Source organism: Flavobacterium algicola (genome assembly GCF_022399565.1).
Classification (GTDB): Bacteria; Bacteroidota; Bacteroidia; order Flavobacteriales; family Flavobacteriaceae; genus Flavobacterium; species Flavobacterium algicola.
Genome location: NZ_JAJTUT010000002.1, coordinates 453,844 through 479,495, shown reverse-complemented (window position 1 = coordinate 479,495; position 25,652 = coordinate 453,844). Strand labels below are relative to the sequence as shown.

Here is a 25,652-nt window from a genome sequence, read left to right as displayed (position 1 = left end):
GACGGATTTTTATATTTATATGAAGAGCTATTTTTAATTTGTGTAACCAAAATTTTGTATAAAATCTTTGGTAACATCTAATGTCTGCTGTGGAATAGGAAAGATTCTTCTGTAAGGTTCTGAAACTGGTTTTGCAGTATATGCCAAATCGTACTTACCAAAACGAATCATTTGTGGTCTTCTGTACATTTCCCAATACATTTCAAATCCAATCTCTTTGTATAGAACTTCACTATCAATAGATGTTAAGGCTTTTCCTGGTGCATTGTTATATAAAGCTTCTCGCGTTCTATTAATTCGCAATGCATTTACATCTGAAAGGGCTGATGCAACTTGTCCTTTTCGATAGTAAGCTTCCGCTCTCATGGTATAGATCCCTCCTAGTCTGAATAACGGAATGTCTACTTTGCTCGCACCGTTACCTGCTTCTGGATCAAATTCCCATTTAAAACATCTTACACCGCGATTGATTTGATTTTGAGCAAACACCGATTGCGTTGGATTATCAAAATTAAGTTCAGGCGTAAAGTTCATTCGCGTAGATGTGCTTTTCTCCATATACAATTCGGATACCTTTATCCTACCATCCGTTGTTCTTTCAAAATCACCCGTTGATGTTAACTTTGGTCCATATTGAGGTCCGTCGATCATACCTCTGGTAAAATGAAACCAAGGCAAGTTGTCACTATTAGGCACAATATCTGTCGCAGGAACACTTCCTACTTCAGTATTTGTAAACCAAGTACCATCGCTATATTGATAAGCTCTGGCAAAACGTGGGTCATCATGGTTGTTGTCCCAACTGTGATAAAATTCAGGTGTAGTGCAAGAAGCATTTGTTCCTCTGTTTGATGGGGAAGCTCTTTGATTTCTTTCCATCGAATTGTATGCAAAATCATTATCGCCATTCCTTATATTATCAATCTTTTGCACTATTACAAATATGAACTCTGATCCTTTAGAATTGTCAATACTGAAATTATCAAAATAATTTTTCTCTAATTTAAATTTGCCCGTATCAATTAGTAGAGAAGTATAGTAAATCACGCGGTCCATATCAGTACCGGTACCTGATACAGCCGCTTCTGTAAAATTAAAATTAGAATTGGCATTATAACGATCTTTAAACACTGCCCTATTCAAATACATGGCAGACAATAAACTGTAAGCGGCCTCTTTTGTAAACCTCCCCGTATGCGTACTCTTTTCGCCCAAACTAGCCAGATTAGGAATTATTTCTTCAACATCCACTATTAATTTATCTATAGCTTCAGCCGCTTGTAATATTTCAAGTGGCCCATCATCAATCGACGGGTCACGGTAAGGAGCTTGACCATATAAATCTAATGTAGTATAAGTATAATAAGCCAAAAGTCCTTTTGCTTCTGCCAAAAACATATCCTTATCTGCAGATTCGCTATTACTAATTATTTTTATGGCAGAAAGTGATCTCGTAATTCCATTGGTGAGTAAATTCCAGTTATCCGTTACAATTGCATTGCTAGAGTTCCAAGTAAACTCATGCATTGCACGCCATTTTCCTCCATCACCCCAATCGCTCCCTCTCGTAGGTAATAAGGCAACATCTGTTGTAAATTCTTGCATTGAAAAAACACTTTTGCCAACAAATGTACCATCTCCTAGGCGATCATATGCTGCTGCCAATGCACCATCAACACTCGACGCATCTGCACCCAAAATTTCATCAAGTACAACCTCATCTAAATTGGTACAACTTGACAAGAGTAATGTTGCGATGGCAAGTACCATACTTTTTATAACTATTTTATTTAATTTCATGACTTATAATTTTAAAGTTGCTCCAAGGATAAAAGTTCTAGATGTAGGATAGCTTGAGTAATCGATTCCGATTGACTGGTTTCCACCGCTTGATTTTGGACTGTTGATTAAGGGGTCATAGCCACTGTAATTTGTAAATGTCAACAAATTTTGTCCTGTAATATACAGTGTTACTCCCTGCATCCATTTTATTTTATTTGATTGAAAGTTATAACCTAATCGGGCTGTGTTCAATCTAATGAAATCTGATTTCTCCAAATACAAAGTTGATAATGTAGGGGCATTGGTAGCATTTGCTCCAGAATAAAAATAATCAGAAGATACATTGCGATCAGAAGCCAAATTATTAATGTTTAAAGCATTTAATCCTGTATTATTAAGTAAATAACCGCCTGATTGACCGATTATAGAAAAGGAAAAATCAAAATTCTTGTAACGCATCATACTATTGAAACCATAGGTTAATTTAGGAATAGCACCCTCAATAATAATTCTATCGCTATTGTTTATGACGTTATCTCCATTTGTGTCTCGATACACATTGGCTCCATTTTCATCAAAACCAATATGGTCTAACAGATAAAAAGAACCTGCAGCATAACCACTTTTATAAATATTTGCCAAGACACCTGACTGACCTGGCCCAGAAACTGTTCCCGACAGAATCTCTGATACTGGTAAATTTTTAATTTCGTTGTTAAGAGTAGCTCCATTAACATCAATGTCCCAAGAAAAATTTTGTGTTTTCAATATCTGAGAACCAAGCATAAATTCGAGACCTTTGTTAACGATATTACCATCAATATTTACCCAAACGGTATTTGTGGGACTTAATACCTGAGATGGAATGTTCAAAATTGCATCTGTGGTCGTTTTATTGAAATAATCCAGCGTACCGTACAATTTTCCCTTCCATAGATTAAAGTCTAGTCCGACATTATACTGAGTGACAACCTCCCATTTTAAATTAGGATTTGGTGTTCGCGCCACTGATATACCATTTACTAAAGCTAAATCGTCATACAAATAATAGCCGTCTGCACCAGAAAGAGCATAACTTGCTTGTGTAATCTTATTTTGTACTTCTTGATTTCCTGTCTGACCCCAACTGCTACGTAATTTTAAATTATCAACTACAGAAGATTCTTTTAGGAATGTTTCTTCGTTAATATTCCACCCTAAAGCAAAAGAAGGAAAATAACCGTACTTATTATTATTTCCAAAACGGGTAGAACCATCTGCTCTCATAGAAGCAGTTAACAAATATTTTTTATCGAAAGTATAATTGACTCTTCCAAAATAAGATTGCAATTCATTCTCTTGAGCAAAACCAGTGACACCCGATTGTAAGCCTTGATAGCCAGGATTGTTAGCTGGTTGTATTCCTGTATCCTTACTCGCAATATTGTCGATACTAAAAGATGTTCCCGATCTTTCAAATTTCTGATAAGAGAATCCACCTAAAATCTCTACTTTATGCTTGTTTGCATTTAAGCTATAAGTTAAGTAATGTTCTAAAAGTGAACTTTGTGATTCAAGGTTATTTTGAACGTATTTGCCCAGCGGGTTTAAATCTGTTTTATTTGGATAGATAGTTGTATTTCTTTCTGCGATAGAACGGTCGATACCGTAGTTTAATTTGTACTCCAAACCGTTGACTATTCGAAAAGAAGCTTCCACATTCCCTAAAACTCTTAATGTACGAGTCTCATCTTCATATATACTTAAAAGATAAGCTGGATTATAGTGAGCATTCATATTGAAGTTAGTGTATTCTCCGTTTTCATCGAATACTGATCGAGTTGGATTTGCCATTAGGGTATGAATGATCAATTGTCCATTTGAACCTCCATCATCACTTGTTGGAACTCCATTGTCTTTGGTCTCACTAGCGGTTAAATTAACCTTTACCTTCAACCTTTGGTTATCAAGAAAGGATTCCGCCGCATTAATTCTTCCCGATGTACGCTTGAAGTTACTTTGATTTACAATTCCTTCTTGGTCCATTTGTGCTAATGACACATAATAATTTCCTGAATTTGACTGCTTAGCAAATGACAAAGAATTGTTTTTTGTAATTGCAGTTCTATATATTACATCCTGCCAATCTGTATTCCCTCCATGATCGAAAGCTGGTTCTGTAATGGCACTTCTATATTCGTCTGCAGTAAGCACATCCAATTTTTTTGCTACAGATGAAAAGCCCATATAAGAGTCTACTGTGAAAGAAGCTTCTCCTTTGGTACCTTTTTTGGTAGTTATAATCACAACTCCATTTGATCCTCTAGCACCATAAATTGCAGATGCAGAAGCATCTTTCAAAACGGTTATCGATTCAATATCACTAGTGTTCAAAAAGTTCAAAGGATTTTTGGCAGCAGAAGAACCAAATCCAACATTGGTTCCCGACGGACTTACATCATCATTTGATAATGGCACACCATCGACAACAAATAGTGGTGTACTTCCGCTACGGATAGAACCTACTCCACGAATGGAAACATTGACACCTGCACCTGGTTCACCGCTTGTTCCTACAACGCGTACACCAGCGACTTTACCTTGAAGTAAATTATCAGCAGATATATTAACCCCCTGTTTAAAATTCTCAGCTTTTAATTGCGTTACAGAACCTGTTACATCAATTTTTGACTGCTTCCCATATCCTACAATCATTACTTCTGTCAGTTCTGATGCATCAGGTTCTAATTTGATAGTCATAACATAACCTTTTACTACTATGGCTTTTGTTTTATAACCTACATAAGATACCTCTACTGTTCTTCCCTGAGCAACATTCAGTTGAAACATCCCATCAATACTCGCTACACTAGAATTTTTTGTACCTTTCTCTATAATAGTGGCACCAGGAAGCGGAAGTCCCATTTCATCTACAATAGTCCCTTTAACAAGCTGTTGTTCGGTTATTTTATTAACGATGGTAACTCTTTTTTTAATCAAGACCAATTTGTCTATTACATTGAAATCAAAATTAGCCTTGGTTGCTAAATCATTTAAGAACGAAATTAATGAAGCATCAGTCAAACTGACTTCATAATGTTTATGATCTTGAATAATAGCTTCTCCGTAACTGAATTTATAACCTGTTTGATTACTTAATTGCGAGAATATCGAAATTAATGTAGCTTTTTGTGAATTAATTTTTATTTTTGGTAGTTCATTAATCGTTTCATTCGAATATCCCAAATGGCATGATAGCGTAAATACCATCAGTAAGAATATGCTTTTCTGTTTTAAGTAAAGAAATTTAAAATACATTTATTTAAGTTGTTAGTTGATGACTTTTATTTGTCGGCCATAGTTGTTCGTAGCAACTATGGCTTTTTTTTAGATAAATTAATAAACAGTTATGGTATTTTCATTTGTCTTAAATTTTAAGTTAGTGATATAGTTCATTTGAAGTAGGATATTTTCTAGCGATGCATTTTTTTCAATAAATAAAGTCAATGAGGTATTTCTAACAGTGTTACTCGAACTATCGAAATGCACATCGTATTTGTTTTCTATAAATTCAAATGCGTCAAATAATTTTACATTTTTTAAATCAACGTCCCGACTGTACCAGTTTACAACCAATAGTTTTGATACTTTATTTTTTACTAGCTTATTATTTTCAAAATTTGCTGCTTCATTCGGTAACAGATCAACATTCTGATTTTCTGCCGATACATTGACCTTCCCCGTAGCAACGATAACGTTACATTTGCCTTTTGACATTTGAATATGGAAGGAAGTTCCAACAACTCTAGTTTTGACATCTCCAGAATGAATGATAAATGGATGAAGAGAATCTTTTGCTACCTCAAAAAAGGCTTTCCCCCTACTCAATTTTACATTTCTTTCTCCCAATTCAAACTTTTCTGGATATTCAAACACAGAATTTGCTGCCAGATAAATTACAGAGCCATCAACTAGATGGACTGAATCTGCCGTTTTACCCGTATGTACAGTAATCATCTGGGGAGCTATTATAGTAGGTTTGATTGCTGTAAAACCTATACCTATAATAATGAGTACACTCGCGGCAATGCCGTAAGCGGTGTAACGAGATCTCTTTCTTTTCTTGCTTCTATTTACAAAGCTGTGGAAATCTTGCCCCTTTACAGTAGTAAGTGTATTCAATGAACTTTCATCATACTCTTTGCGCATAAAGTTCTCTAGTAATTCTTCCTCGGCTCTAGTTGCTGTTTTTTGCAAGCTTTTTTCAATAAGTTGCTCTAGAGTATGCTTTATCTTTCTTGTCATAATATGTAATTCTACAACTAAGTACCATAATCAAAAAATCGTACTATCTAGAAATATTATGAGATTGTTAAGCGAAGGTTACTATAACAAAACACCATAAAACTATTTGGAACTACACTTTATAAAAAGAGAAAAGTAAACTCTTTTAAACCTTGTCTTAATTGCTTGATAGCAGATGAAATTTGATTTTTTACCGTTTGTCTGGAGAGATCTAGCTCAGCTGCTATTTGATCTATATTCATATCCTGAAGTTTATTCATTAACAGAATTTCCCTGCGTTTTTCGGGCAAACCATCAATTAGAATATAAATTTTATCGGTCAATTCTGTATCTATTGCATTAAAATTATCTATCACATAATTTTCAAATTTGTCTTCTAGAATTGTTTTATCAAATTTGTCATTTCTATAATTTTTAAAAATTTGATTTTTTACAGCTCTAAATAAATAATTTTCTATGGAATCAATCTGAAGACTATTTTTTCTTTCTAATAAATCAATAAAAACATCTTGAACCACGTTTTGCGACAAGTAACTATCCTGGGTTATTTTTAACGAGAATGCTGTTAACTTTTCCCAGTGCTTATTATATATTTCCTCAAAGTCGAAAGAATTATTCATTTTAAAAAGCATCATTATTTGAATTGCGAAATAATAGAAATATTTCACAATCTCTTTTACCTAAAGGTTATATTTAAATTAACAATATCAAGTAGCAATTGAAAGCATAGAAATTAATCTAAAGAGAAAAAATCAAACAACATTTATTAGTTCAATTATATAGTATGTATATCAAAACGATATAGAGTAACATTAAGATAATAGTTAACTTGTAATTTCTTTATATAAAAGATGAACATGCATAACTTTAGATTTTTAATTTTACTTTCAAAATCTGCTATAAAATTTCCTTAAAAAGTCTAACAAAAAAATGACATGAAAATATTTAACTTACTTACACTTATTGCATCTTCTACTGCACTTTGCCAGATCAGCACAATTAATGATCAGTTGAAAATCAATAAAATACAGGTAATTGGTTCCCACAACAGTTACAAAAAAGCAATTGAACCTAAGTTATATCAATTTTTGGAATCTAAAGATTCATTACATCAACTAAAGGGATTGCAATATGAGCACATTTCGATAGTAGAACAATTGAATATGGGTCTGCGCAATTTGGAAATTGACATTTATGCAGATAGCAAAGGTGGAAAATACGCGCAGCCAAAAGGATTACTACTTGCCGCAGCAGATCAAGCTTATGATGAAGAGGGCAAGATGAAAAAACCAGGCTTCAAAATACTGCATGTGCCCGATATCGATTTTAGAACAGCCTATTATACTTTTGATGATTGCTTACTAGATTTAAAAAAATGGTCTGATGCAAATCCTGGACATACCCCTATTTTTATAACGCTTGAACCTAAAGACGGTAGTAAAAATCAATTTGGTACAGAGCCCGAAGCTTTTACATCGTCGTTATTTGATCAGGTAGATCAGGTTATAAAAACAAAGTTGGGAACTGATAAAATTGTAACACCAGACATGGTACGCGGGAAATTTGGTACACTAGAACAAGCAGTATTAAATGATAATTGGCCATCATTAGCTAATGCAAAAGGCAAATTTTTATTTATTCTTGATGATAATGGCAAAAAAAGAGATTTGTATATCTCAAATCATCCTTCTTTAAAAGGTCGAATGGTTTTTGTCAATGCAGAACCCGGAACGCCAGAAGCTGCAACACTATTCAGAAATAATCCTGAGGATAGTACTATTACCAATCTGGTAAAAAAGGGTTACATTATTAGAACCCGAGCAGACAGCAACACCAAGGAAGCTCGTAACAATGACTACAAACATTTTGAAGATGCAAAAGAATCTGGAGCGCAGATTATAACCACAGATTATTACAAGCCCAGTACCTTTTTTGAATCTACCTATCAAGTAAAATTCAATGACGGCGGCTATATGCGAGTAAATCCTATTAATCGCGATGCAAAAAAATAATTCTTAACAAATCACTGCTTGATAAGTTAAGTTATAAACGTAGCTAAAAGCAATTTTGACTAGAGATTAATTAAAAACTTCCAATAGGAAGTTTTTTTTTCGTTTATACATTTTTCTTGCATTTACGGTTTACCGTAATAAACTTACATTCTATATAATGACCTTTGACAAAAGTTTGATCTTAGCCCCTATTAAACTACAAATGAAACGTCAATTATAAAATGTAAATGTTTAAAATGCGAAAATTAACTTCAGTACTCATTATATCTATCATGGTAGTAATTACCATTATTATTGTGAAATTTTACGGAATGGAAAAGCGTTACCATTCAAATGAAAATTCCTATTCCATTCCGCCACCTCCTTCACGATAAATATATCAATTGTTTGCTTATCAATACTAAATTCAATCCATTAATCAATTGAACTTTATTTGAATGTAATAAAATATGCTGAGATAATTATCTAGCACATACTGTAGCTAACCACCTATTTATTAACGGTTTGCAGCTGTACATCTTATCATTTTTATTTACTTATAAATTTTTATTTACTCTGATTACGGTTTTCCGTAATGTAAATGTATTATATCGAAGTAGGTTTGGGTAAAATTTTAACTTAAACATTATAGAATTCGATTGATACCAAAAAGCATTAATTATGCAAGAAAACTGTAGAGCCTATTTTGAAAAATAGTTACTCTACACGGTGACAAAATATACATGTGATAAATATTAAAACATAAAATAAATGGAAGAAATTAAAGATAAAAGTAAAATTACATATCAACAATATGGTTTTCGTTCTGCACAAAAATCACAATCAAACCCAGGAGGATTAGATGGTTATTTAGACAACGTTTATGAGAAATTCCTTGAAGAGCAAAAATTAGATGAGCAAGGTGTAAAAGACAGAACTTCAAAATTAAAAGCTGAAGTACAGCAAGAAAAAATGAAAAAAAATGATGCAAAAGCTGAAGTATCATCCCTTCAAAGTCATAAAGATGTTAAAGAGAAAGAAATTGAAGAATTAGAAATTGAAAAAATTGAAATTAGAAATGGTGATGCTGAATTAGGTGACACTTCATCATTTGTAATTGGCGCATTTATAACTTTGTTACTTACAATGTATCTTTTCGTTTTTTATTCATCTAGCGGATATTCTGCATTTTACGGAATAAAGCAAGGTAACTTAGGTTTTATAAATCCAGATGTTTTTGCAGATGCATCTAACAAAGGTGGAGGAGTAATGGCTATAATTATCTTATTCCCTGTAATTTTTTTAGGATTAGGTTTTCTAATTCATAATTCAATAGAAGTTAATAAAAATCTAATCGCTGAAGGTAAACCAAAAACATACACTTTAATATCAGCATTGTTACTGATTACATTATTAGCTGATATATTTATAGGCTATAAGATATCATATGGAGTGCATCTAAATGAATTTAACAGCGGTACCACTACAGAATATTGGCATTTCAATATGATCTACAAAGATATTAATTTCTATCTGGTTTTAGTTTTAGGCTTTGTTGTTTATGTTATATGGGGAATATTACTAAACTTTGTACTTAGTCATTCTTATTTAAAAACTGAAAATGAAAAAATTAAACTTTTAGTAGAAAATCTGAATTCAAAAATAAGCGAAAAAAGAAAGGAACTTTCTGCGATAATTACTAAAATTCATAAACTAGAGAGTGATATTATCAATTTCGATAACAATATTCAAGAAAAAGAGAATAATATAATTGGATATGAAAATGGAGTTATTCCAGTAAACATAGCATCATTAAAAGGTTCAATAGGCGAATTTATGGGAGGTTGGCAAAATTACACACATGGCAACTCTTTTGCAGAATTAGCACTTACATTGAACAATGAGGCAATAAAAGCACAAATCAAATGGCTAGCTAATAAAATACAAAATTTAAATTTAGATAATTAACTTATGGAACACTCTACTTTAAAAAAGAAAAAAAAGGATAATAAACCATTATATATATTAGCAGGAGCTCTATTATTCTTTTGTTTATTCATTTATGTAATTAGTATTCCTTCAAATTTGAGTAAAGCTTTGAAAGAATTAAAAGTTAGTTATAGTAAAAAAGATATTGAAATGGTATGGTACAAATACAAAGCAGATCTATTTGATAACGATGAATTTTTATTTGAAGTAAGAACAAAGCTATCTGATTTAAAATTAACTGAAGTTGAAGTTGATGAATGTAGATCTTGGCTTCCACCACCTCCCACTAGTTTAAATTTAATAGTTATTCCTGATCTCTCAAGAAGAATTATTGATTCAACAAATAATCCTAATCAGATTAAAAGTGATTCCATAGTTTTACAAACTATATGGCAGTCTTTTGTGAATTATTCAAAACTTAAGCAAAACACTAAAGATAAACTGATCATAGATATTACAGATATTGATCAGGCTAAAGGTCAATTTGGAAAAGTTGCAAACGAACTACAATTCGATCTATCTTCACACACAGGTAAAAGTAATATCCTATATTTCACAAAGGATAAAGATGAACAATTTAGAGCTAGTATAAAACAATTGTATAATTTGGCAAAAGAAAAACCACTTGGAGCAGACTACCGCTTTTATTTTAGAAGGTACTTGAAAAATCATTTAAAAAAATCGACTTTGTTTGATAATTTTACGAATAAAATAATAATAATAACAGATGGATATTTAGAGGCAGAAAATAAAATTGCAGACACAAAGATAAAAGGGTTTGAAAAATATCTTTATCCTGCTGTTTCAAATAATAATATATTAGAAGTAATTAACAAAAGAGGTTTAAGCATTCCAAAAGTCGATATTGATTTATCAAAAACCGAAATTTTAATTTGTGAAGTTAATGAAAGAAAAATAGGTAAAGGTTACGATTTTGATATTTTAAAAACGTATTGGGAAGATTGGCTTTCCGAAGTGAATAAAAAAAATATTAGATTTGTTCAACATGAGCAAGCAAGCAGTCGAACAATTAATTATATCTCAACTTTTGTAGCAAACTGACTTTAGTAGGTAGTAAATTTTTAAACAAAACTCACTCTCGCCATCCTCCTACTAGCATGCCTCCTACCCTTGCATTACGGTTATTTTCAACTCGTTCGGTTTTTGGGTATGGTAGGATTTGGGTATTTAGCAGTGTTGGCAGCGGGTGCGGAAAACAAGAATGAAGCAATTATTTATATCGCACTGGTATTACTCTTTCAACCCTTTTTTAAAATTGCATTGGGGAGAACGATTTGGAATATAGTCGATGCTGTCGTCGCGCTTGGTTTATTAGGATCTATTGCCTTATCTTCGAAAAAACAATAAGCAGCCCTAAAAATGTATATTATAAAAAATCGATTCTCCTCTTTTAAACTACATTTTCTATTCCTCTTTATTTTCTTGTTAGTACAAATTGGAGGTCTTTACGCCCAAACCAAAATTGTATCTTGGAATATTGAAAACTTAGGCAAGTCTAAGTCGGACAGCGAAATCGAATTTATGGCCAATACGCTTAGAGATTTTGATGTGGTAGCTATTCAGGAAGTTGTGGCGGGATATGGCGGGTCACAAGCTGTTGCCAAATTAGCAGATGAACTGAATCGAACAGGTACTCAATGGGATTATACCATAAGCGAACCAACTTCTAGCAGCGCCTATAAAACAGAGCGATATGCTTTTTTATGGAAAACAAATAAAATAAAAAAAGTGGGTCAGGCATGGTTAGAGCAAAAATACCATCTTGAAATAGATAGAGAACCATATTACTGCACTTTCGAGATAAATAATAAAACTTTTACTTTGGTTAATTTTCACGCTATTACCAAAAGCAAACAGCCTGAGACAGAGATTAAATATTTCAAGTTTTTACCGGCACAATATCCAGCACTGAATTTAGTTTTTACTGGAGATTTCAATTGTCCTCAATCACATACAGTTTTTAATCCTTTACGAAAAATGGGTTACCTACCAATTTTAAAAGATCAAAAAACCTCCTTGAAAAGAGATTGCGTATTAGAAGAATGTTTGGCGTCGGAATTTGATAATGTATTCTACAATTCAAATAAAATTACAGTTAAGAATTCTGGAGTGATACTATTTTACGATAAATTTAAATCTTTACCTGAGGCACGCTCCATCTCAGACCACATTCCTATCTGGGCAGAAATCGTAATTAATTAAGTATTTCTTTTATTTTAACGAATTTCAATCCTGAGTAAATCATACTTTGTATTGGCACTGATATTATTTAATTAAAGACTTACCCAAATAATAAATACTTTTTTTGCTCTAACGCCATATTTTGAGTACTTTAACCTCATAATAATATTATGCAAAATTATAATAATGAAACTCCATTTATTAGATCGAAGTAGTCTTAACAACAGTTCGTTTACTGCCAAGTTAAATGATTATCCTTATTTTTTAAAGATTTGGCATTACCATCCCGAATTAGAACTGGTAGTGATTTTAAAAAGCGAGGGAAGCTGCTTTGTTGGGGATAGTATCGAAAAATTTGAAGTTGGAGATATTATCCTTATCGGAGAAAATTTACCACATATGTGGCTCAATGATGAAGACTATTTTCAAAAAAACACCAATGAATCGGCTAAAGCCATTGCTGTTCATTTTAAAAAAGATTATCTCGGTACCACATTTTTTGAAACTCCAGAGATGAATCATATCTCACACTTGTATGAAAGAGCTCGCTTGGGTATAAAATTTTTAAACCTTGATCATAACCTCATTCAAGATATTCAAAAAATGGTTGAGCAAAAAGGTTTTGAAAAAACTATGTCATTTCTACATATTCTCAATCAATTAGCGCGCCATAAGGATACCAAAAGTTTGGCGAGTAAGGGTTTTGTGCATTCATTTAAAACTTCTACGAATGAAACGCAAGACAAAGTACAAGCCTACATTTTTAAAAATTTCAATAACCCAATCACACTTGAGGAGGTAGCACAAATTGCCAACATGAATACCTCTGCTTTCAGTCGGTTTTTTAAACGAATGAACCGTAAAAACTTCTCACGTTATCTATCTGAGATTCGCATTGGGTACGCTTGCAAACTGCTATTGGAGGACAAATACAATATTGCTTCTATTTGTTATGAATCGGGTTTTAATAATATATCAAATTTTAATAGGCAATTTAAGTTAATTATGAATTGTACCCCTTCTGATTATGTAAGACAGCATCATAATGATACGCATTAAACTTTTCTCTACTTTATTTATAACGCTATATTAAAAGACAAAATCACAATTAACTACTGATTTAAATCAAATTTCTATTTATAGGCAAAAATAGTATTGCTTTTAATCAAATATTAGGAAGTTTCACCTTTGTATTCCTTGTAATATTGTACTCTGATTTATTCTTAGTGCCAAATAACACAAGTGTAGACAGAAAAAATATTTGATTAAAACAACATACCTTTTATAATTAACCAATATAGCGATTATGGCAGTACAATTAGATTCTAGATACCCTTCTATAGATGATTTAAGAACTCAAGCACAAAAAAAGATTCCAAGATTTGCTTTTGAATATCTTGATGGTGGATGTAATGAAGATGTTAATTTACATAGAAATACTTCTGATTTAAGAGAGGTTCAGCTTAAACCTAATTACCTAAGAGACCATAATGGTTCTAGCATGAAAACTAAACTTTTCGGAATCGAATACGATGCTCCTTTCGGAATTGCACCAGTGGGATTACAAGGTTTGATGTGGCCTAATGCAACAGAAATTTTAGCAAAAGCAGCTTTCGATCATAATGTACCCTTTGTTTTGAGTACTGTAACCACAAGTAATATTGAACGTATTAGCGAAATTACAGAAGGTAAATCATGGTTTCAATTGTACCATCCTGCTAAAGATGATTTGAGAGATGACCTAATTAAGAGAGCGGCAGCAGCAGATTGCCCTGTTTTGGTAATTCTATGTGATGTACCAACTTTTGGTTTTAGACCGAGAGATGTCAGAAACGGTTTAGCAATGCCTCCAAAAATGTCTGTTGCAAATATTCTGCAAGTAATGGGTAAACCTGAATGGGCCTTACAAACGCTAATTCACGGGCAGCCGGGTTTTGCAAATCTATTACCATATATGCCGAAAGGTTTGGATTTAAAGCAATTAGGTAAATTTATGAACGACACGTTTTCTGGTCGTCTTAATGAAGCCAAAATCAAGCCAATTAGAGATATGTGGAAAGGGAAACTAGTACTTAAGGGTGTAGCTTCTGAAGAAGATATAGAGGAAGCTATTCGTCTTGGTGTAGACGGTGTAATCGTTTCTAATCATGGCGGTCGTCAGCTAGATGCGGGAGAATCTTCAATAAATTCATTAAAACGATTAGTGGCAAAATATGGTGATCAAATTGAAATAATGATGGATAGCGGTGTACGCTCTGGACCAGACGTTGCTAGAGCTATGGCTTGTGGTGCTAAATTTACATTTATGGGTAGATCATTTATGTATGGTGTTTCTGCTCTTGGTAAAAAAGGAGGAAATCATACTATGTCATTATTAAAAACAGAACTTCAGCAAGTTATGGAACAACTAAATTGCGCTACTGTTGAAGATTTTAAAAATCATCTTATATAAGTACGATCAATAAAGAACAATACAAAATAAAATACCCTATATCCTAGGGTATTTTTTTGCGTTATACTTAAATAATATTGACTACTATTCAATAGTTGTATACCAACCTTTTGCCAGATACACCTACCAATTTGTTATTACTTAAATAAATTCTACTGTAAGAAAATTAAAATATTTTTAACTTTTTTTTATACTTAGTATAAAAAAAAGCATAATTAAATTGGAATTTAATAACAATCACGTATATTCGAATCGTTAATTATCCGAACCGTACAATGTTTCAAATTTTCTATCGCAATTAATAAAAAAGAGATTGAATAATTTTATCTCAGTAGGGAAAATTAATTATAAGTAGAGAAAATAATACTCCAAGTTTTAAAAAATATAATACCAAAACAACTATAATAACCAATAAAAATGCCTTAGAAATTTTCTAAGGCATTTTTTTTTTATTCCGCTATTTTGTTTTTCTATCTGGTAGCTCTTTTCAATTCATCTCCACCTTGTATTTTCATTTTATCTGTAAGAATGGCAATCTCACTCAACTTAAAACTACCTGTAAGCGACATTAATACAGATTCATTTTCTTTACCACTCCCTTCAATAAACATTAAAAGTTCTTTTATTTCTGCATCTGCAGCTCCCGATTTCACAACAATATGAACTTTCTTACCACTGTCATTCACTTTCATTAATTCCTCTAGACCTGCAGTTTGGATGTATTTGTCGGCGGTCAGTTTCATATCTGATGCTACTTTAGCGTTGGTAGTTATAAATACTTTTAAGTTGTCTAGTTTTTTGATTAGATTCATATACTGGTATCTTTCCTTATCAGAAGCATCCACTTTTACTTTACTCATCAATTCAAACATTTTTTTATCAACTACAACAGCAGTAACTTGGTCTTTATCATTAAATTTATCAAATACTGATTGTGCAGTTGCGGAATTTGTTACAAGTAGAACCAGTAATCCAAATAATTGTTTTTTCATGGTTTGGTATTTTATTATTCTTGTTTTATAAAAATTTTGGTTTTGTCACTGTCATGTTCTTTAACATATAATACACTTTTCATGCCAATATTTAAAGGCTTCGCAATAAGGCGCAATGCTTTCTGTGTTTCCCTATAAGCTATCTCTGGATCATCAATAGTATCCGAGTTCGTAATGCTTGTTTTAGTATTCGAAACATAAAAAATTACTAAAGCTATCGATGCAATCAGTAATGCGAAAGCTAATCCTTTCTTCAAACCGTTAAAATTCATATCAATTTAAATTATTAATGTTTTAAATATAGAACAAATTAAAACTAAAGATAGTATTTTTACGTTAATTACCTATATGAAACAGCTCAATATGACACGCTACTCTACTGCTCTTATTATTCTATTGATTACAGCTTTTGGTTTTCAAAGTTGTACCGATAATGACGATGTTGCTATCGCAAAAGATCTAGAAATCAACGATTTTATCTGGAAAGGACTCAATACCTACTACTTATGGCAATCGAGCGTACCTGATTTGGCCGATGACCGTTTTTCTACTCCGGACCAATACAGTAATTTTCTTGGCAATTATTCTCCAGAAGAATTATTCGATGCTTTGAGAGTGTCCAAAACTATTGATCGTTTTAGCTGGATTGTGAGTGATTACACCGTACTTGAACAAGAATTTCAAGGAACTACGAAAAGCAATGGTATCGAATTTATCTTAAATTACGATCCTACAGATAATAGTAAATTGGTAGCTATTGTAAGCTATATTGTTCCTAAGTCCGATGCTGCAACTAAAGACATTAAAAGGGGGGACTTTTTTACTAGTGTTAATGGAATTAGACTTACTGAAGCTAACTATTATTCACTATTATTTAGTGCAGAAGAAATATACACGCTAAATTTTGCCACTTACAACGGTACTGCAGTTGTATCAAACGGTAAATCAATTTCTTTTACCAAAACAGTATTAGATGAAAATCCGATCTTAGTAAATAAAGTCATTACCTCTGGAAGTCACAAAATAGGATACATCATGTATAATGGTTTTTACTCTAACTATGATTCCCTGTTAAACGACGCTTTTGGTACCTTAAAATCAGCAGCCGTAACTGACTTAGTTTTAGATTTACGTTATAATCCAGGAGGATCTGTGCTAACTGCCACTCGCCTAGCAAGTATGATTACTGGCCAGTTTACCAATCAAGTTTTCTCAAAGTTAATCTACAACAGTAAAAAAAGTAACAGCAATACTAATTATTTATTTCCAGATAAAATAAATAGTGTAGCGATTAATAGTCTCTCATTACCTACCGTTTATGTACTGACAAGTTCAAGAACAGCTTCTGCAAGCGAATTGATTATAAATGGTTTAAAACCTTATATAAATGTGGTTCAAATTGGAGACACTACGGTAGGTAAAAATCAAGCTTCCACTACACTTTATGACTCTGCAAATTTTACAGCGAATAATAGAAATCCAAATCACAAATATGCAATGCAGCCTATTATTGCATACACAGTGAATAAAAATGATTTTGGTGACTATCAATCAGGGATACAACCAAACTACTTTCAAAAAGAAACAGGAAGTACTTTTGGCGTATTAGGTGATGTTAATGAACCTCTACTAAAAATTGCTATTTCAAAAATCACAGGAACTAGTCGAACCATTAAACAAAATATTGAAGATCCATTTATCTACTTCAATGACTCTAAAACGATTACTCGCAGGGGTGGAATGCAAGTTGAATAAATCAAAAAAAAATCTCGTTCTAATTATAGAACGAGATTTTTTTTCCGATTAAATTTAAATCTTTAGAATAAGAATGTCATTCCGATCTTAAAGTTTCTTCCTTTTGTACTGTAACCCAAAACCTCAACAAAATCTTCATTGGTAATATTGCTAACTGTTCCAAAAACAATTAATCTATCCTTTACCAAATTATATCTTGCCACAGCGTTTAGCAATTGGTAAGCATCCAATACAGAAACTACTGGAGGATATCCTGTAAAAGCATCTCTTTTGTCCAAATACTGATAGGTTAAACCAAAGTAAGTTCCATCACTAAACTGATAATCTAAACTAGCATTAATTTTGTGCTTCGCATTGTATAGATTTGCGGTAACATCTGGAAATGTATTATTAACTGCTTTTGATTCTACCTGACTGAAAGTATAGTTAGCATTTAAATTTAATTTATTTGAAATTGCAAAAGTTATTGCTGTCTCCACACCCTTAGCATTGTACTTTCCGCTTGCATTAAAATAAGATGAAGCATAGGTTGTTGGATTTGAATAATATTCAATAGCAGAATCTTCTTCTCTGTAAAATCCAACCACATTCAAAGAAACTTTGTTATTTGCTGACTGCACCTCAAAACCAGCTTCAATAGTCGTATTTTCCTCAGGCTTTAAATCCAAGTTACCCGAATAGGTATCAAATAATTGATACAAACTTGGTGTAATATAGGCAGTACTATAAGACGCTAATATTTTTAGAGGTAAACCTGGAACATTATAAGATGGATTAATATTGTAAACCACATGATTACCATAATCACTATGATTGTTCAGTCGAGCGCCAGCATTGATATTGAAACCAAAATCTGAAGTGTAAACTAGATTTAAATAAGGATCAATGACGTTAAACTTTGCCAACGTATTCGAAATTGCAGTATATTCACTGTAAATTGACATTTCGAAAAATTGATATTGCACTCCTGTGAGTAAAGAAAACTCATTGGTTATTTTATATTTATTAAATGCGTCAACATTTGTATTTCTAGACTTGTAGTTGGTAATACCCCCAAAAACAAATAATTCCCTTGTTATTAGATTACCACTAGTATTGATCACTAATTCTCCATTATTATATTTGTATTTTGGAGAAAATCCTACACGATATTGATTTGAAGTATTATAATTTTCTAAATCATCTGCAAAAGCACCATAATCAAAATCGTTTTTCATTCGGTCAAAATTCGCAAAGAAATCGAAACTTAATTTTTTAGTTGGTGTCAATCCAACTTTAATAAGTGAATTAACTCTAGAGAATTTATCATCTTCGAAGTCAATTCCGGCAGCTTCGGATATACCTTGTGCTCCACTAGCGTTCAAAGTTGCAAAATAATTTACCTTATCCCCTTTTGCACCCAAGCTAAATCCTTCATTAATTTCTGCAGGAGCATAATTTCTATCCACTGCTGTATTTTGCGTACCCACATTTAGGTAAGCACTACCCGAGATCGCTTTTGTATTTCCTTTTTTTAGCGTGATATTAATAATTCCTGCTGCAGCACCAGATCCATATAATGTGCTAGAAGCACCTTTCATGATTTCGATACTCTCAACTTGCTCTACTGGTATTAATCGTAAATCATATTCAAAGTTAATTCCTGATGCATCAGAAACAGGAATACCATCGATTAAAATTAAAGTTTGACGGCTACGGCTTCCACGAATGTAATAGCTTAAATTTTTCCCCGTACTACTTTGATTTCCGTTTACCTCTACTCCAGCTACTGCACTTAAAACAGTGGCTATAGATTGCCCTGATTTTTTTGCCAAATCTTCTGCAGTTATCTTTACAATTACCTTACCTGATTTTTCTTTAGGCAAGTCAAATTTAGAATCTGAAATAACTACTTCACTCAATTCATTTGGAGTAGCCATAATTCCTTTTCTTTGTTGTGCAAAAACAGATGCACTCAGTAATACGCATAGCGTACTTACACGAACGATTTTATTGTTCATTTAATAAACATTGTGTCACGGCATAACCATGACATGATTAAAATAGGGAGAAAAGCATAGAATGACCCATACCCAAACCTTTTTTCCCGAAAGTTTGATACTCGATGTAATAGGCAGGTCTCCTGGCTTGCTTCTTGTTGTTTACCTTCCCGTTATGTACAAATAGAAATATGAATAGTTTACTTAAAAATTCAATGGACTATTTTATAACAGTGGTCTTGCAGATAACAACAATATGTATAGCTTACAGTTGCGGGTACAGCTCAAGATTATAAAATTACTTATGATTACTTGATTCCCTTTTAATGCTGTTTTTAAATATTAAAAACGACAACCTCAATACGGCGGCAAAGATAGAATTTAATTGAACTAATTTTAACATTTCTTGAACAACTACTCTTAATCTTAAAATTTAATAGTAAATCAACTGTTTTGAAAAATAAACCTTATAAAATATTCATTTCGAATTAATTTAAAAATGTCCATTTTCTAATTTTTATTAGATTTTAAATGCACAGTAATGCTGTCTAACTTTATTGGAGTGACAGGAAAAAGGGATCGTATACTCGCAGCTACTGTTTTAGAAATTTTATTTCGAACCAGCGCGGGTATAACAATATCGAAATCGTCTGTATTAATGTCAAATTTAGAGACTAATAATAAACCCTTTTGATTGTACTGTAATTTTACTTTAGTTGTAATAGCTTTTGTCTTGCCGTGAATTTTTAACTTTCCTTTTATTAAGTATGTTTTAGGCAGATTATTAATTTCTTTTAAATCAAAATTTTCTATAATTCCTTTGAAAGTCGCTTTTGAATAGCGATCTGTTTCTAAATAATTTTCATTAAAATGTGCTTCCATTAACGATTTTTCAAAGTGAAATTGCTTCATAACTATTTCGAAACTTATATATCCGTTTCTGGTATTTAGAGCCGAATGCACAGAATTATTTATAGCAGCAACAGGTTCGAAAATAGGTACTGAAGCTTCAAATTGCACTACGGCATTTTTTACGGTAGCTATCTTTTGAGAAAAGAGTGTTATTGAAAATAAAATAAAGGCGGAGAGTAGTGTTTTTTTCATAGGAGCGTAATTTGAGGGTTCTTTAAAGTTACGCTTTATTTAACCAAAATAAAAGTAAAAGCGACCTTATAAACAGTGTTTAAGGTCGCTTTATAGCAAAAATTTTAACCTCATCGTGGATAGTTAAATCAATGTATTTTTATCTGCTCGTTTTATGATACTTTCTGGTAGTGATTTTTTTGCTTTGGCTCCCATTTTCTTTAACTTTTCGACACTTACAATAAGGTTTCCTTTACCTTCCACCAATTTGTTCATGGCAGCACCGTATTCCGTTTTGCTTTCCTCTATTTTTTTTCCAATCTTAATTAAGTCTACCACAAATCCTTCAAATTTATCATAGAGCGCACCTGCTTGACGGGCTATTTCATATGCATTCTCCTGCTGTTTTTGATTGGTCCACATACTATCGATTGTACGCAAAGTAGCTAGCAATGTTGCAGGTGTTACAATTACAATATTTTTTTCAAAAGCTCTATTATACAAACTTGTATCCTCGTTTAATGCCATCGCAAAAGCGGGTTCAATAGGAATAAAAAGTAGTACAAAATCGGGACTTTCAATTTGGTAGAGATCGTGGTAATTTTTATTTCCCAATTGCTCTACATGACGCTTGATAGAAATTACATGATCCTTTAAATAATTTTTTCTCAATTGCTCGTCTTCTTCATTTATGTAACGCTCGTAACTTGTGAGTGATACCTTTGAATCGACTATCATTTTTTTTCCATCTGGCAGATTGATTACAACATCTGGTAATACTCGATTCCCTTCATCAGTAGTGAAGCTAGATTGCACTTCATACTCACGTCCTTTTTCTAGTCCAGACTTTTCTAGAACTCTTTCCAGTACCAATTCTCCCCAATTTCCTTGCATTTTACTATCCCCTTTTAAAGCTCTAGTTAAATTTAAAGTCTCTTTGCTCATTTGTAAGTTCATTTCTTGTAACCCCAAAATTTGCTGACGCAAAGCAGCATGGTAATCAATACTCTCCTTGTGTGTATCTTCTACTTTTTTCTCAAATAACTGAATCTTATCTTGCAATGGTGATAAGATATTTGTCATGTTTTGCTTGTTTTGCTCTGTGAATTTATTTGATTTTTCGTCTAATATTTTATTAGCTAAATTTTCAAATTCTTTGGTAAATTTTTCTTGAAGCTTTTCAACTTCATTTTTCTGTTCCTTATTTCGCTCCCATAGATTTTCAAAATCTGCTTCTTTTTTTGACAGTTGTATTACGATACTTTCTTTCTCGCTTCTCAGTTGTTCTTTTTCAAGACTTCTTGTCTGTAATTGTTTTTCCAAACTTGTGCGTGCTATTTCAGATTGCTCTTTTGACTGTACTAACTGCGACTGTAGTCCTAATATGCGTTCTTTCAAACTGCTTTCTGATGCCTTATAACTAGATGAAGATATAATTTTACCAATAAGAAAACCGAGGATCAAAGCTCCTACAATGAGAATAAGGGATGAGAATGTGATGGGCATATAATAGTTTTATTTGTAGAAAGTAAAAGTAGGAAATCAAAAGACAACTTTCAAAACTAAATACATCAATAGCGATTTCGCACACCAGTCTGAAAAGAACTTTCGTAGCTTAAAAACTGTCTATTATTGTCTTTTTCGAAAAAAAAAGCTAGATTCTTTTGACGGAATCTAGCTCTAGTACGCAGTTTAATTAATTCTTATTGTTTTATAAGTTTACCTTTTTGAACTATTTTATTTGCTTCTGATAAAGTATAAAAATAAATTCCGGTTGGTAAATTAGCAACATTGATAACTCCTTGGTTCATTTTTGATGAATCAATCTTCACATCACTACCTACAGCTCTACCAAGACTGTCATAAAGCTTAAATGTTAATTGACTGTTATTGTCTGAATTTACGTCAATATTAATCACATTTTGCATCGGGTTTGGAGACACATTTGCATATCGCATTTCATTCCCAAATGTATTAGTAGATAATGTAGTTCGAAAAGAAAATCGTGCGATAACGGGTCCGTGATCAGATGTAGTCGTAATGTAATTTGGGATATCATTACGAGGATCATATACTGCAATTGAATTTGGAATATAATCACTGTTTAACTCATTTGAAATTACAATATGGTCTAAGAAACCACTTGAACTTAAGTAAGTATATGCCCCTTGCTGGCTTATACCCAAAGTTAGTGCGGTATAATTTGCCGTGTCTTCTACTATTTTTTGATAGGATGATGGATTGCCGGCTATAACAGAAGTTTTGACATCATCATTAAAATCTCCTAAGATTACCAAATTATCAGTAGCGTAATTTTTGTCAAGTTCGTCTTTCAAATACTCTATATCATATTTACGCATGTTGTATTTGGAAATATCGGTACCACTATTAGCTCTTGCATGTATATCGATAAGACTGATTTCCTTTTTTACGCCATTAAGATTTGTTTCTATCTTTACCAAGTAAGGCAGTCTACCCGAGGAGAAAAAACTTGATGCATTTGCATCTGGATAATTAGGCAAAGTTGCGTTTCCAGCTCGAATACCATCATACAATTCTTTAAAGATAACTTTTGTGCTTTTTACGGTAGCAGTTTGTGTGTTGTAAAGCACTACTAATTTTTGAGGTGGAAAATCGGCCTGCGGTGCATTAAACGAATACGACCATGAAGTTGACACAGATTTATCAAACGTTTTACCATTAATACTTATTTTACCAATAAGTGTTTCTAGAGCAGTATCATCAGACACTTCTTGAACAACATAAACGTCTGCGTCTAACTTATTCATTACTGCAGCTACGTTATCAATTTGTAGAGGATCATTTACTGGACCAAATTCAGTCCCCGAAGAGCCAATCACATCACTTCCAAAAAACTCCAGATTGTAAGTTACAATATCAAATGTTTCTGATTTAGGTAAGGAAGAACCTTTCAATACTCCCACTTGTTGACTAATTCCCGTGCCCATAATTGTAATAGATCCTGTAATAGCTATCGCTTTTGAGGTTGGTGTAAAACGTGCATAAACCGTTTTACCACTTAATGCTTCTGCCGCTGATAGTACTACCGAAGATTCAAAAGTATTATTGTCTAAGGAGATTTGATAATCAGTTGGTGCAGTAAGTGTAAGATTACCATAACCTCCAGCAACAACCATAAAAGATTTACTTGCAGAAACGGAATTGACTGCTACATCATCAAAGTCAATAGTAGGATTTGCAGATAGAAAAGTTGCTGCATTGGTAAAGGCAATATCATCAACTGACCACTCGGCAGCGTAATTTGTTCCGCCTTTGGTAGTTTCATATAGCCAAGCTACATAAGTATTATCAGTTTTATAAGATTCTAAATTGATAAAATCTGATTTTGTATAAACATCTGTAGTCGTTGGAAAGCTACCTTCAATTGCGGTCCATGTTGCCGTAGTAGGACTACTTACACCGTCATAATCTGTAGACACCATCAATTTTAAACTTGCACCTGCATAATATTTTCGAGAATAAAATGATAATAAAGCAAATTTATCAAAGCTACTTAAATGTAATTTTGGCGAAATTAACCAATCACTACTTGCATCACTATCAGAGTAACCATTCATTACTACAGCACCTGGAGCACTATTTAAGTTCCTTGCAGTAGTTGTTGTTGCCCATGTATTTGTAGCTCCTTTTTCATTATAAACAGTCCATCCGCTGTTAATCAATACATCAGGATCGTTAAAATCTTGTAAATAAGGATTTATTCCTTTTCCATTAACTAAAATGGTCTTGGTCGTTGCACCCATACTTTCGATACTAATTCCCCCACTATAAGTAGTAGTTGTACTCGGCATGAAACGTGTGTATATCGTAAGAGTAGCATTCATTACAAAATCTGCAGTAGTATATACAACTGATGATTGAAAATTAATATTGTCTTTAGATACTGTAAAATTGGCAGGAGCTGTTACAGTCACATTATTGGTAATATTCATTCCTTGAACTGTAAAGGTCAAAGCGTTTGAACTAAATCCCTGCTCTTGAAACCCAAAATTTAGGGTTGATGCAGAAGTTCTTATAGAAGGTACAAGAGTTGCAGATGTACTTACATTTAGTTTATTTGTTGTAGTCTGAATATTTCCATTGCTGTCTTCTGAGACCGAATAAACAATATAAGAAGTTCCTAGTGCTAAGTCTGTAAATGAAGTTGAATAAGATTCATTGGCGTTTACAATAGCTAAAAATCCCGATCTAAGCGCAGTATTATTACTAGCGTTTAAACCTGCCTTAATTTGAGCTTTAGTAGGTTCATTGCCACCATCAGCCACAAAAACGAAATATGTTTTTCCAGATTCATTAAGCTGGTTAACAAAATCAAAGCCATCAGATAAAATTGCATCTGCTTTTGGGAAACCTGTAATTGTAGAAGGTGGTGTTGTATCGTTAATAATCGAAATGTTATCGATAGCAAAGGATGGTCTTGAACCAGAACCAGAATTTTGTCTTGAAATCCATCTCAACTGTACTACACTTTGATTATCACATTCTGATGGAAGTGTAACCTTAAAGGTTTGTGGATTTTGAGGCGTAGTGACTCCAGATCCTGTCTGAGAATCCAATGTATTTGTGTAAGCTGTCTCGGCAATTGAAACAAATGAATTCTCTGTACCCACTCGGTACTGCAAAATTAATTCGTTAATACGCGTGCTTGAACCACTTGCAGGATTACGAATGGTCATGGCGTCGTATTGAACTTGAATAGCATTTTTACCAACGCTTGAAAAAGCAAAACCAATTGTTAAATCAACTGAACCCGTATTTAGAAATCCAATTTTTCCGTTGTAATTGTAAATGTTTCCTGCAGTAGAAGAAGCTGATCCGGCTACTAATGTTTTGTCCTCTGTAATAATCCCACTTCTATTGTAAGCAGCTGACGGAAAAGAAGCTACGTTCCATCCTTGAAAACCCGATGGAAAAGTAGTCGATGTACTTGATAAATTGGTAAAATCTTGATAATAAGGCAATACCTGTGGCGTTGGTGATGTTCCTTGAGCCAATAATGTGAAATTTAGACCTAATAAAAGGCCAAATAATGCCAAGGCATTACGGAAATTGTAAAGTAGTTTCATATACAGATGTTCGTTTTATAATTCCGCTAAATTAA

Annotated in this window: 18 protein-coding genes, 1 pseudogene and 1 riboswitch; of the genes and pseudogenes, 9 read left to right on the top strand and 10 right to left on the bottom strand. The window is 32.8% G+C overall.

Features of this window, described 5'->3' with window-relative positions:
* Positions 1-33: 33 nt before the first annotated feature.
* The 4 genes from LXH21_RS08825 to LXH21_RS08810 form a co-directional block, all read right to left on the bottom strand.
* Entirely contained in the window at positions 34-1,800 is a 1,767-nt protein-coding gene (locus tag LXH21_RS08825; protein WP_239864835.1) for a RagB/SusD family nutrient uptake outer membrane protein, read from the bottom strand.
* Positions 1,801-1,803: 3 nt separating this feature from the next.
* Positions 1,804-5,079: a SusC/RagA family TonB-linked outer membrane protein gene (locus LXH21_RS08820; RefSeq protein WP_239864833.1), complete on the bottom strand. Its 3,276-nt coding sequence runs from the start codon at positions 5,077-5,079 to the stop codon at positions 1,804-1,806.
* Positions 5,080-5,157: 78 nt separating this feature from the next.
* Complete coding sequence (locus tag LXH21_RS08815; protein ID WP_239864831.1) at positions 5,158-6,066, bottom strand: FecR family protein; 909 nt, start codon at positions 6,064-6,066, stop codon at positions 5,158-5,160.
* 119 nt (positions 6,067-6,185) lie between these two features.
* On the bottom strand, positions 6,186-6,701 hold the full coding sequence (locus LXH21_RS08810; protein WP_239864829.1) for an RNA polymerase sigma factor: 516 nt from the start codon (positions 6,699-6,701) through the stop codon (positions 6,186-6,188).
* Positions 6,702-7,001: 300 nt separating this feature from the next.
* Here LXH21_RS08810 and LXH21_RS08805 point away from each other — a divergent pair, with 300 nt between their 5' ends.
* The 8 genes and pseudogenes from LXH21_RS08805 to LXH21_RS08770 all read left to right on the top strand — a co-directional run bounded on the left by LXH21_RS08805 (position 7,002) and on the right by LXH21_RS08770 (position 14,700).
* Positions 7,002-8,078, top strand: coding sequence for a phosphatidylinositol-specific phospholipase C1-like protein (locus LXH21_RS08805; protein WP_239864827.1), 1,077 nt, complete (start codon positions 7,002-7,004; stop codon positions 8,076-8,078).
* Positions 8,079-8,314: 236 nt separating this feature from the next.
* Positions 8,315-8,452 (top strand): hypothetical protein, encoded by a 138-nt coding sequence (locus LXH21_RS08800; RefSeq protein ID WP_239864825.1) that lies wholly within the window; start codon positions 8,315-8,317, stop codon positions 8,450-8,452.
* 376 nt (positions 8,453-8,828) lie between these two features.
* Positions 8,829-10,025: a hypothetical protein gene (locus tag LXH21_RS08795; protein ID WP_239864823.1), complete on the top strand. Its 1,197-nt coding sequence runs from the start codon at positions 8,829-8,831 to the stop codon at positions 10,023-10,025.
* 3 nt (positions 10,026-10,028) lie between these two features.
* Entirely contained in the window at positions 10,029-11,108 is a 1,080-nt protein-coding gene (locus LXH21_RS08790; protein WP_239864821.1) for a hypothetical protein, read from the top strand.
* A gap of 39 nt (positions 11,109-11,147) precedes the next feature.
* Positions 11,148-11,414: pseudogene (locus LXH21_RS08785) on the top strand (DUF6804 family protein); the annotation flags it as partial.
* Between the two features lie 12 nt (positions 11,415-11,426).
* Complete coding sequence (locus LXH21_RS08780) at positions 11,427-12,269, top strand: endonuclease/exonuclease/phosphatase family protein (RefSeq protein WP_239864817.1); 843 nt, start codon at positions 11,427-11,429, stop codon at positions 12,267-12,269.
* 165 nt (positions 12,270-12,434) lie between these two features.
* The gene (locus LXH21_RS08775; protein WP_239864815.1) at positions 12,435-13,307 is read left to right on the top strand and encodes an AraC family transcriptional regulator; all 873 of its coding nucleotides are present in this window, start codon (positions 12,435-12,437) and stop codon (positions 13,305-13,307) included.
* Between the two features lie 247 nt (positions 13,308-13,554).
* The gene (locus tag LXH21_RS08770) at positions 13,555-14,700 is read left to right on the top strand and encodes an alpha-hydroxy acid oxidase (protein ID WP_239864813.1); all 1,146 of its coding nucleotides are present in this window, start codon (positions 13,555-13,557) and stop codon (positions 14,698-14,700) included.
* 470 nt (positions 14,701-15,170) lie between these two features.
* Here LXH21_RS08770 and LXH21_RS08765 read toward each other — a convergent pair whose 3' ends face one another.
* Together LXH21_RS08765 and LXH21_RS08760 are read right to left on the bottom strand one after the other, a co-directional pair.
* The gene (locus LXH21_RS08765) at positions 15,171-15,692 is read right to left on the bottom strand and encodes a DUF4252 domain-containing protein (protein ID WP_239864811.1); all 522 of its coding nucleotides are present in this window, start codon (positions 15,690-15,692) and stop codon (positions 15,171-15,173) included.
* Positions 15,693-15,706: 14 nt separating this feature from the next.
* Positions 15,707-15,964: a hypothetical protein gene (locus LXH21_RS08760; RefSeq protein ID WP_239864809.1), complete on the bottom strand. Its 258-nt coding sequence runs from the start codon at positions 15,962-15,964 to the stop codon at positions 15,707-15,709.
* Positions 15,965-16,040: 76 nt separating this feature from the next.
* Here LXH21_RS08760 and LXH21_RS08755 point away from each other — a divergent pair, with 76 nt between their 5' ends.
* A complete protein-coding gene (locus LXH21_RS08755) occupies positions 16,041-17,447 on the top strand; it encodes a S41 family peptidase (protein WP_239864808.1) in 1,407 nt (468 codons plus the stop codon).
* 62 nt (positions 17,448-17,509) lie between these two features.
* Here the strand turns inward: LXH21_RS08755 and LXH21_RS08750 are convergent, their stop codons facing one another.
* The 4 genes from LXH21_RS08750 to LXH21_RS08735 form a co-directional block, all read right to left on the bottom strand.
* Positions 17,510-19,447: a TonB-dependent receptor plug domain-containing protein gene (locus LXH21_RS08750; protein ID WP_239864805.1), complete on the bottom strand. Its 1,938-nt coding sequence runs from the start codon at positions 19,445-19,447 to the stop codon at positions 17,510-17,512.
* A gap of 96 nt (positions 19,448-19,543) precedes the next feature.
* Positions 19,544-19,801, bottom strand: a riboswitch (cobalamin riboswitch).
* 135 nt (positions 19,802-19,936) lie between these two features.
* Positions 19,937-20,530 carry a YceI family protein gene (locus LXH21_RS08745; protein WP_239864803.1) on the bottom strand — a complete coding sequence of 198 codons (594 nt, stop codon included), beginning with the start codon at positions 20,528-20,530 and terminating at the stop codon, positions 19,937-19,939.
* Between the two features lie 123 nt (positions 20,531-20,653).
* Positions 20,654-22,015: a DNA recombination protein RmuC gene (rmuC, locus tag LXH21_RS08740; RefSeq protein ID WP_239864801.1), complete on the bottom strand. Its 1,362-nt coding sequence runs from the start codon at positions 22,013-22,015 to the stop codon at positions 20,654-20,656.
* 197 nt (positions 22,016-22,212) lie between these two features.
* Entirely contained in the window at positions 22,213-25,617 is a 3,405-nt protein-coding gene (locus LXH21_RS08735) for a T9SS type A sorting domain-containing protein (protein WP_239864791.1), read from the bottom strand.
* Between the last annotated feature and the right edge of the window lie 35 nt (positions 25,618-25,652).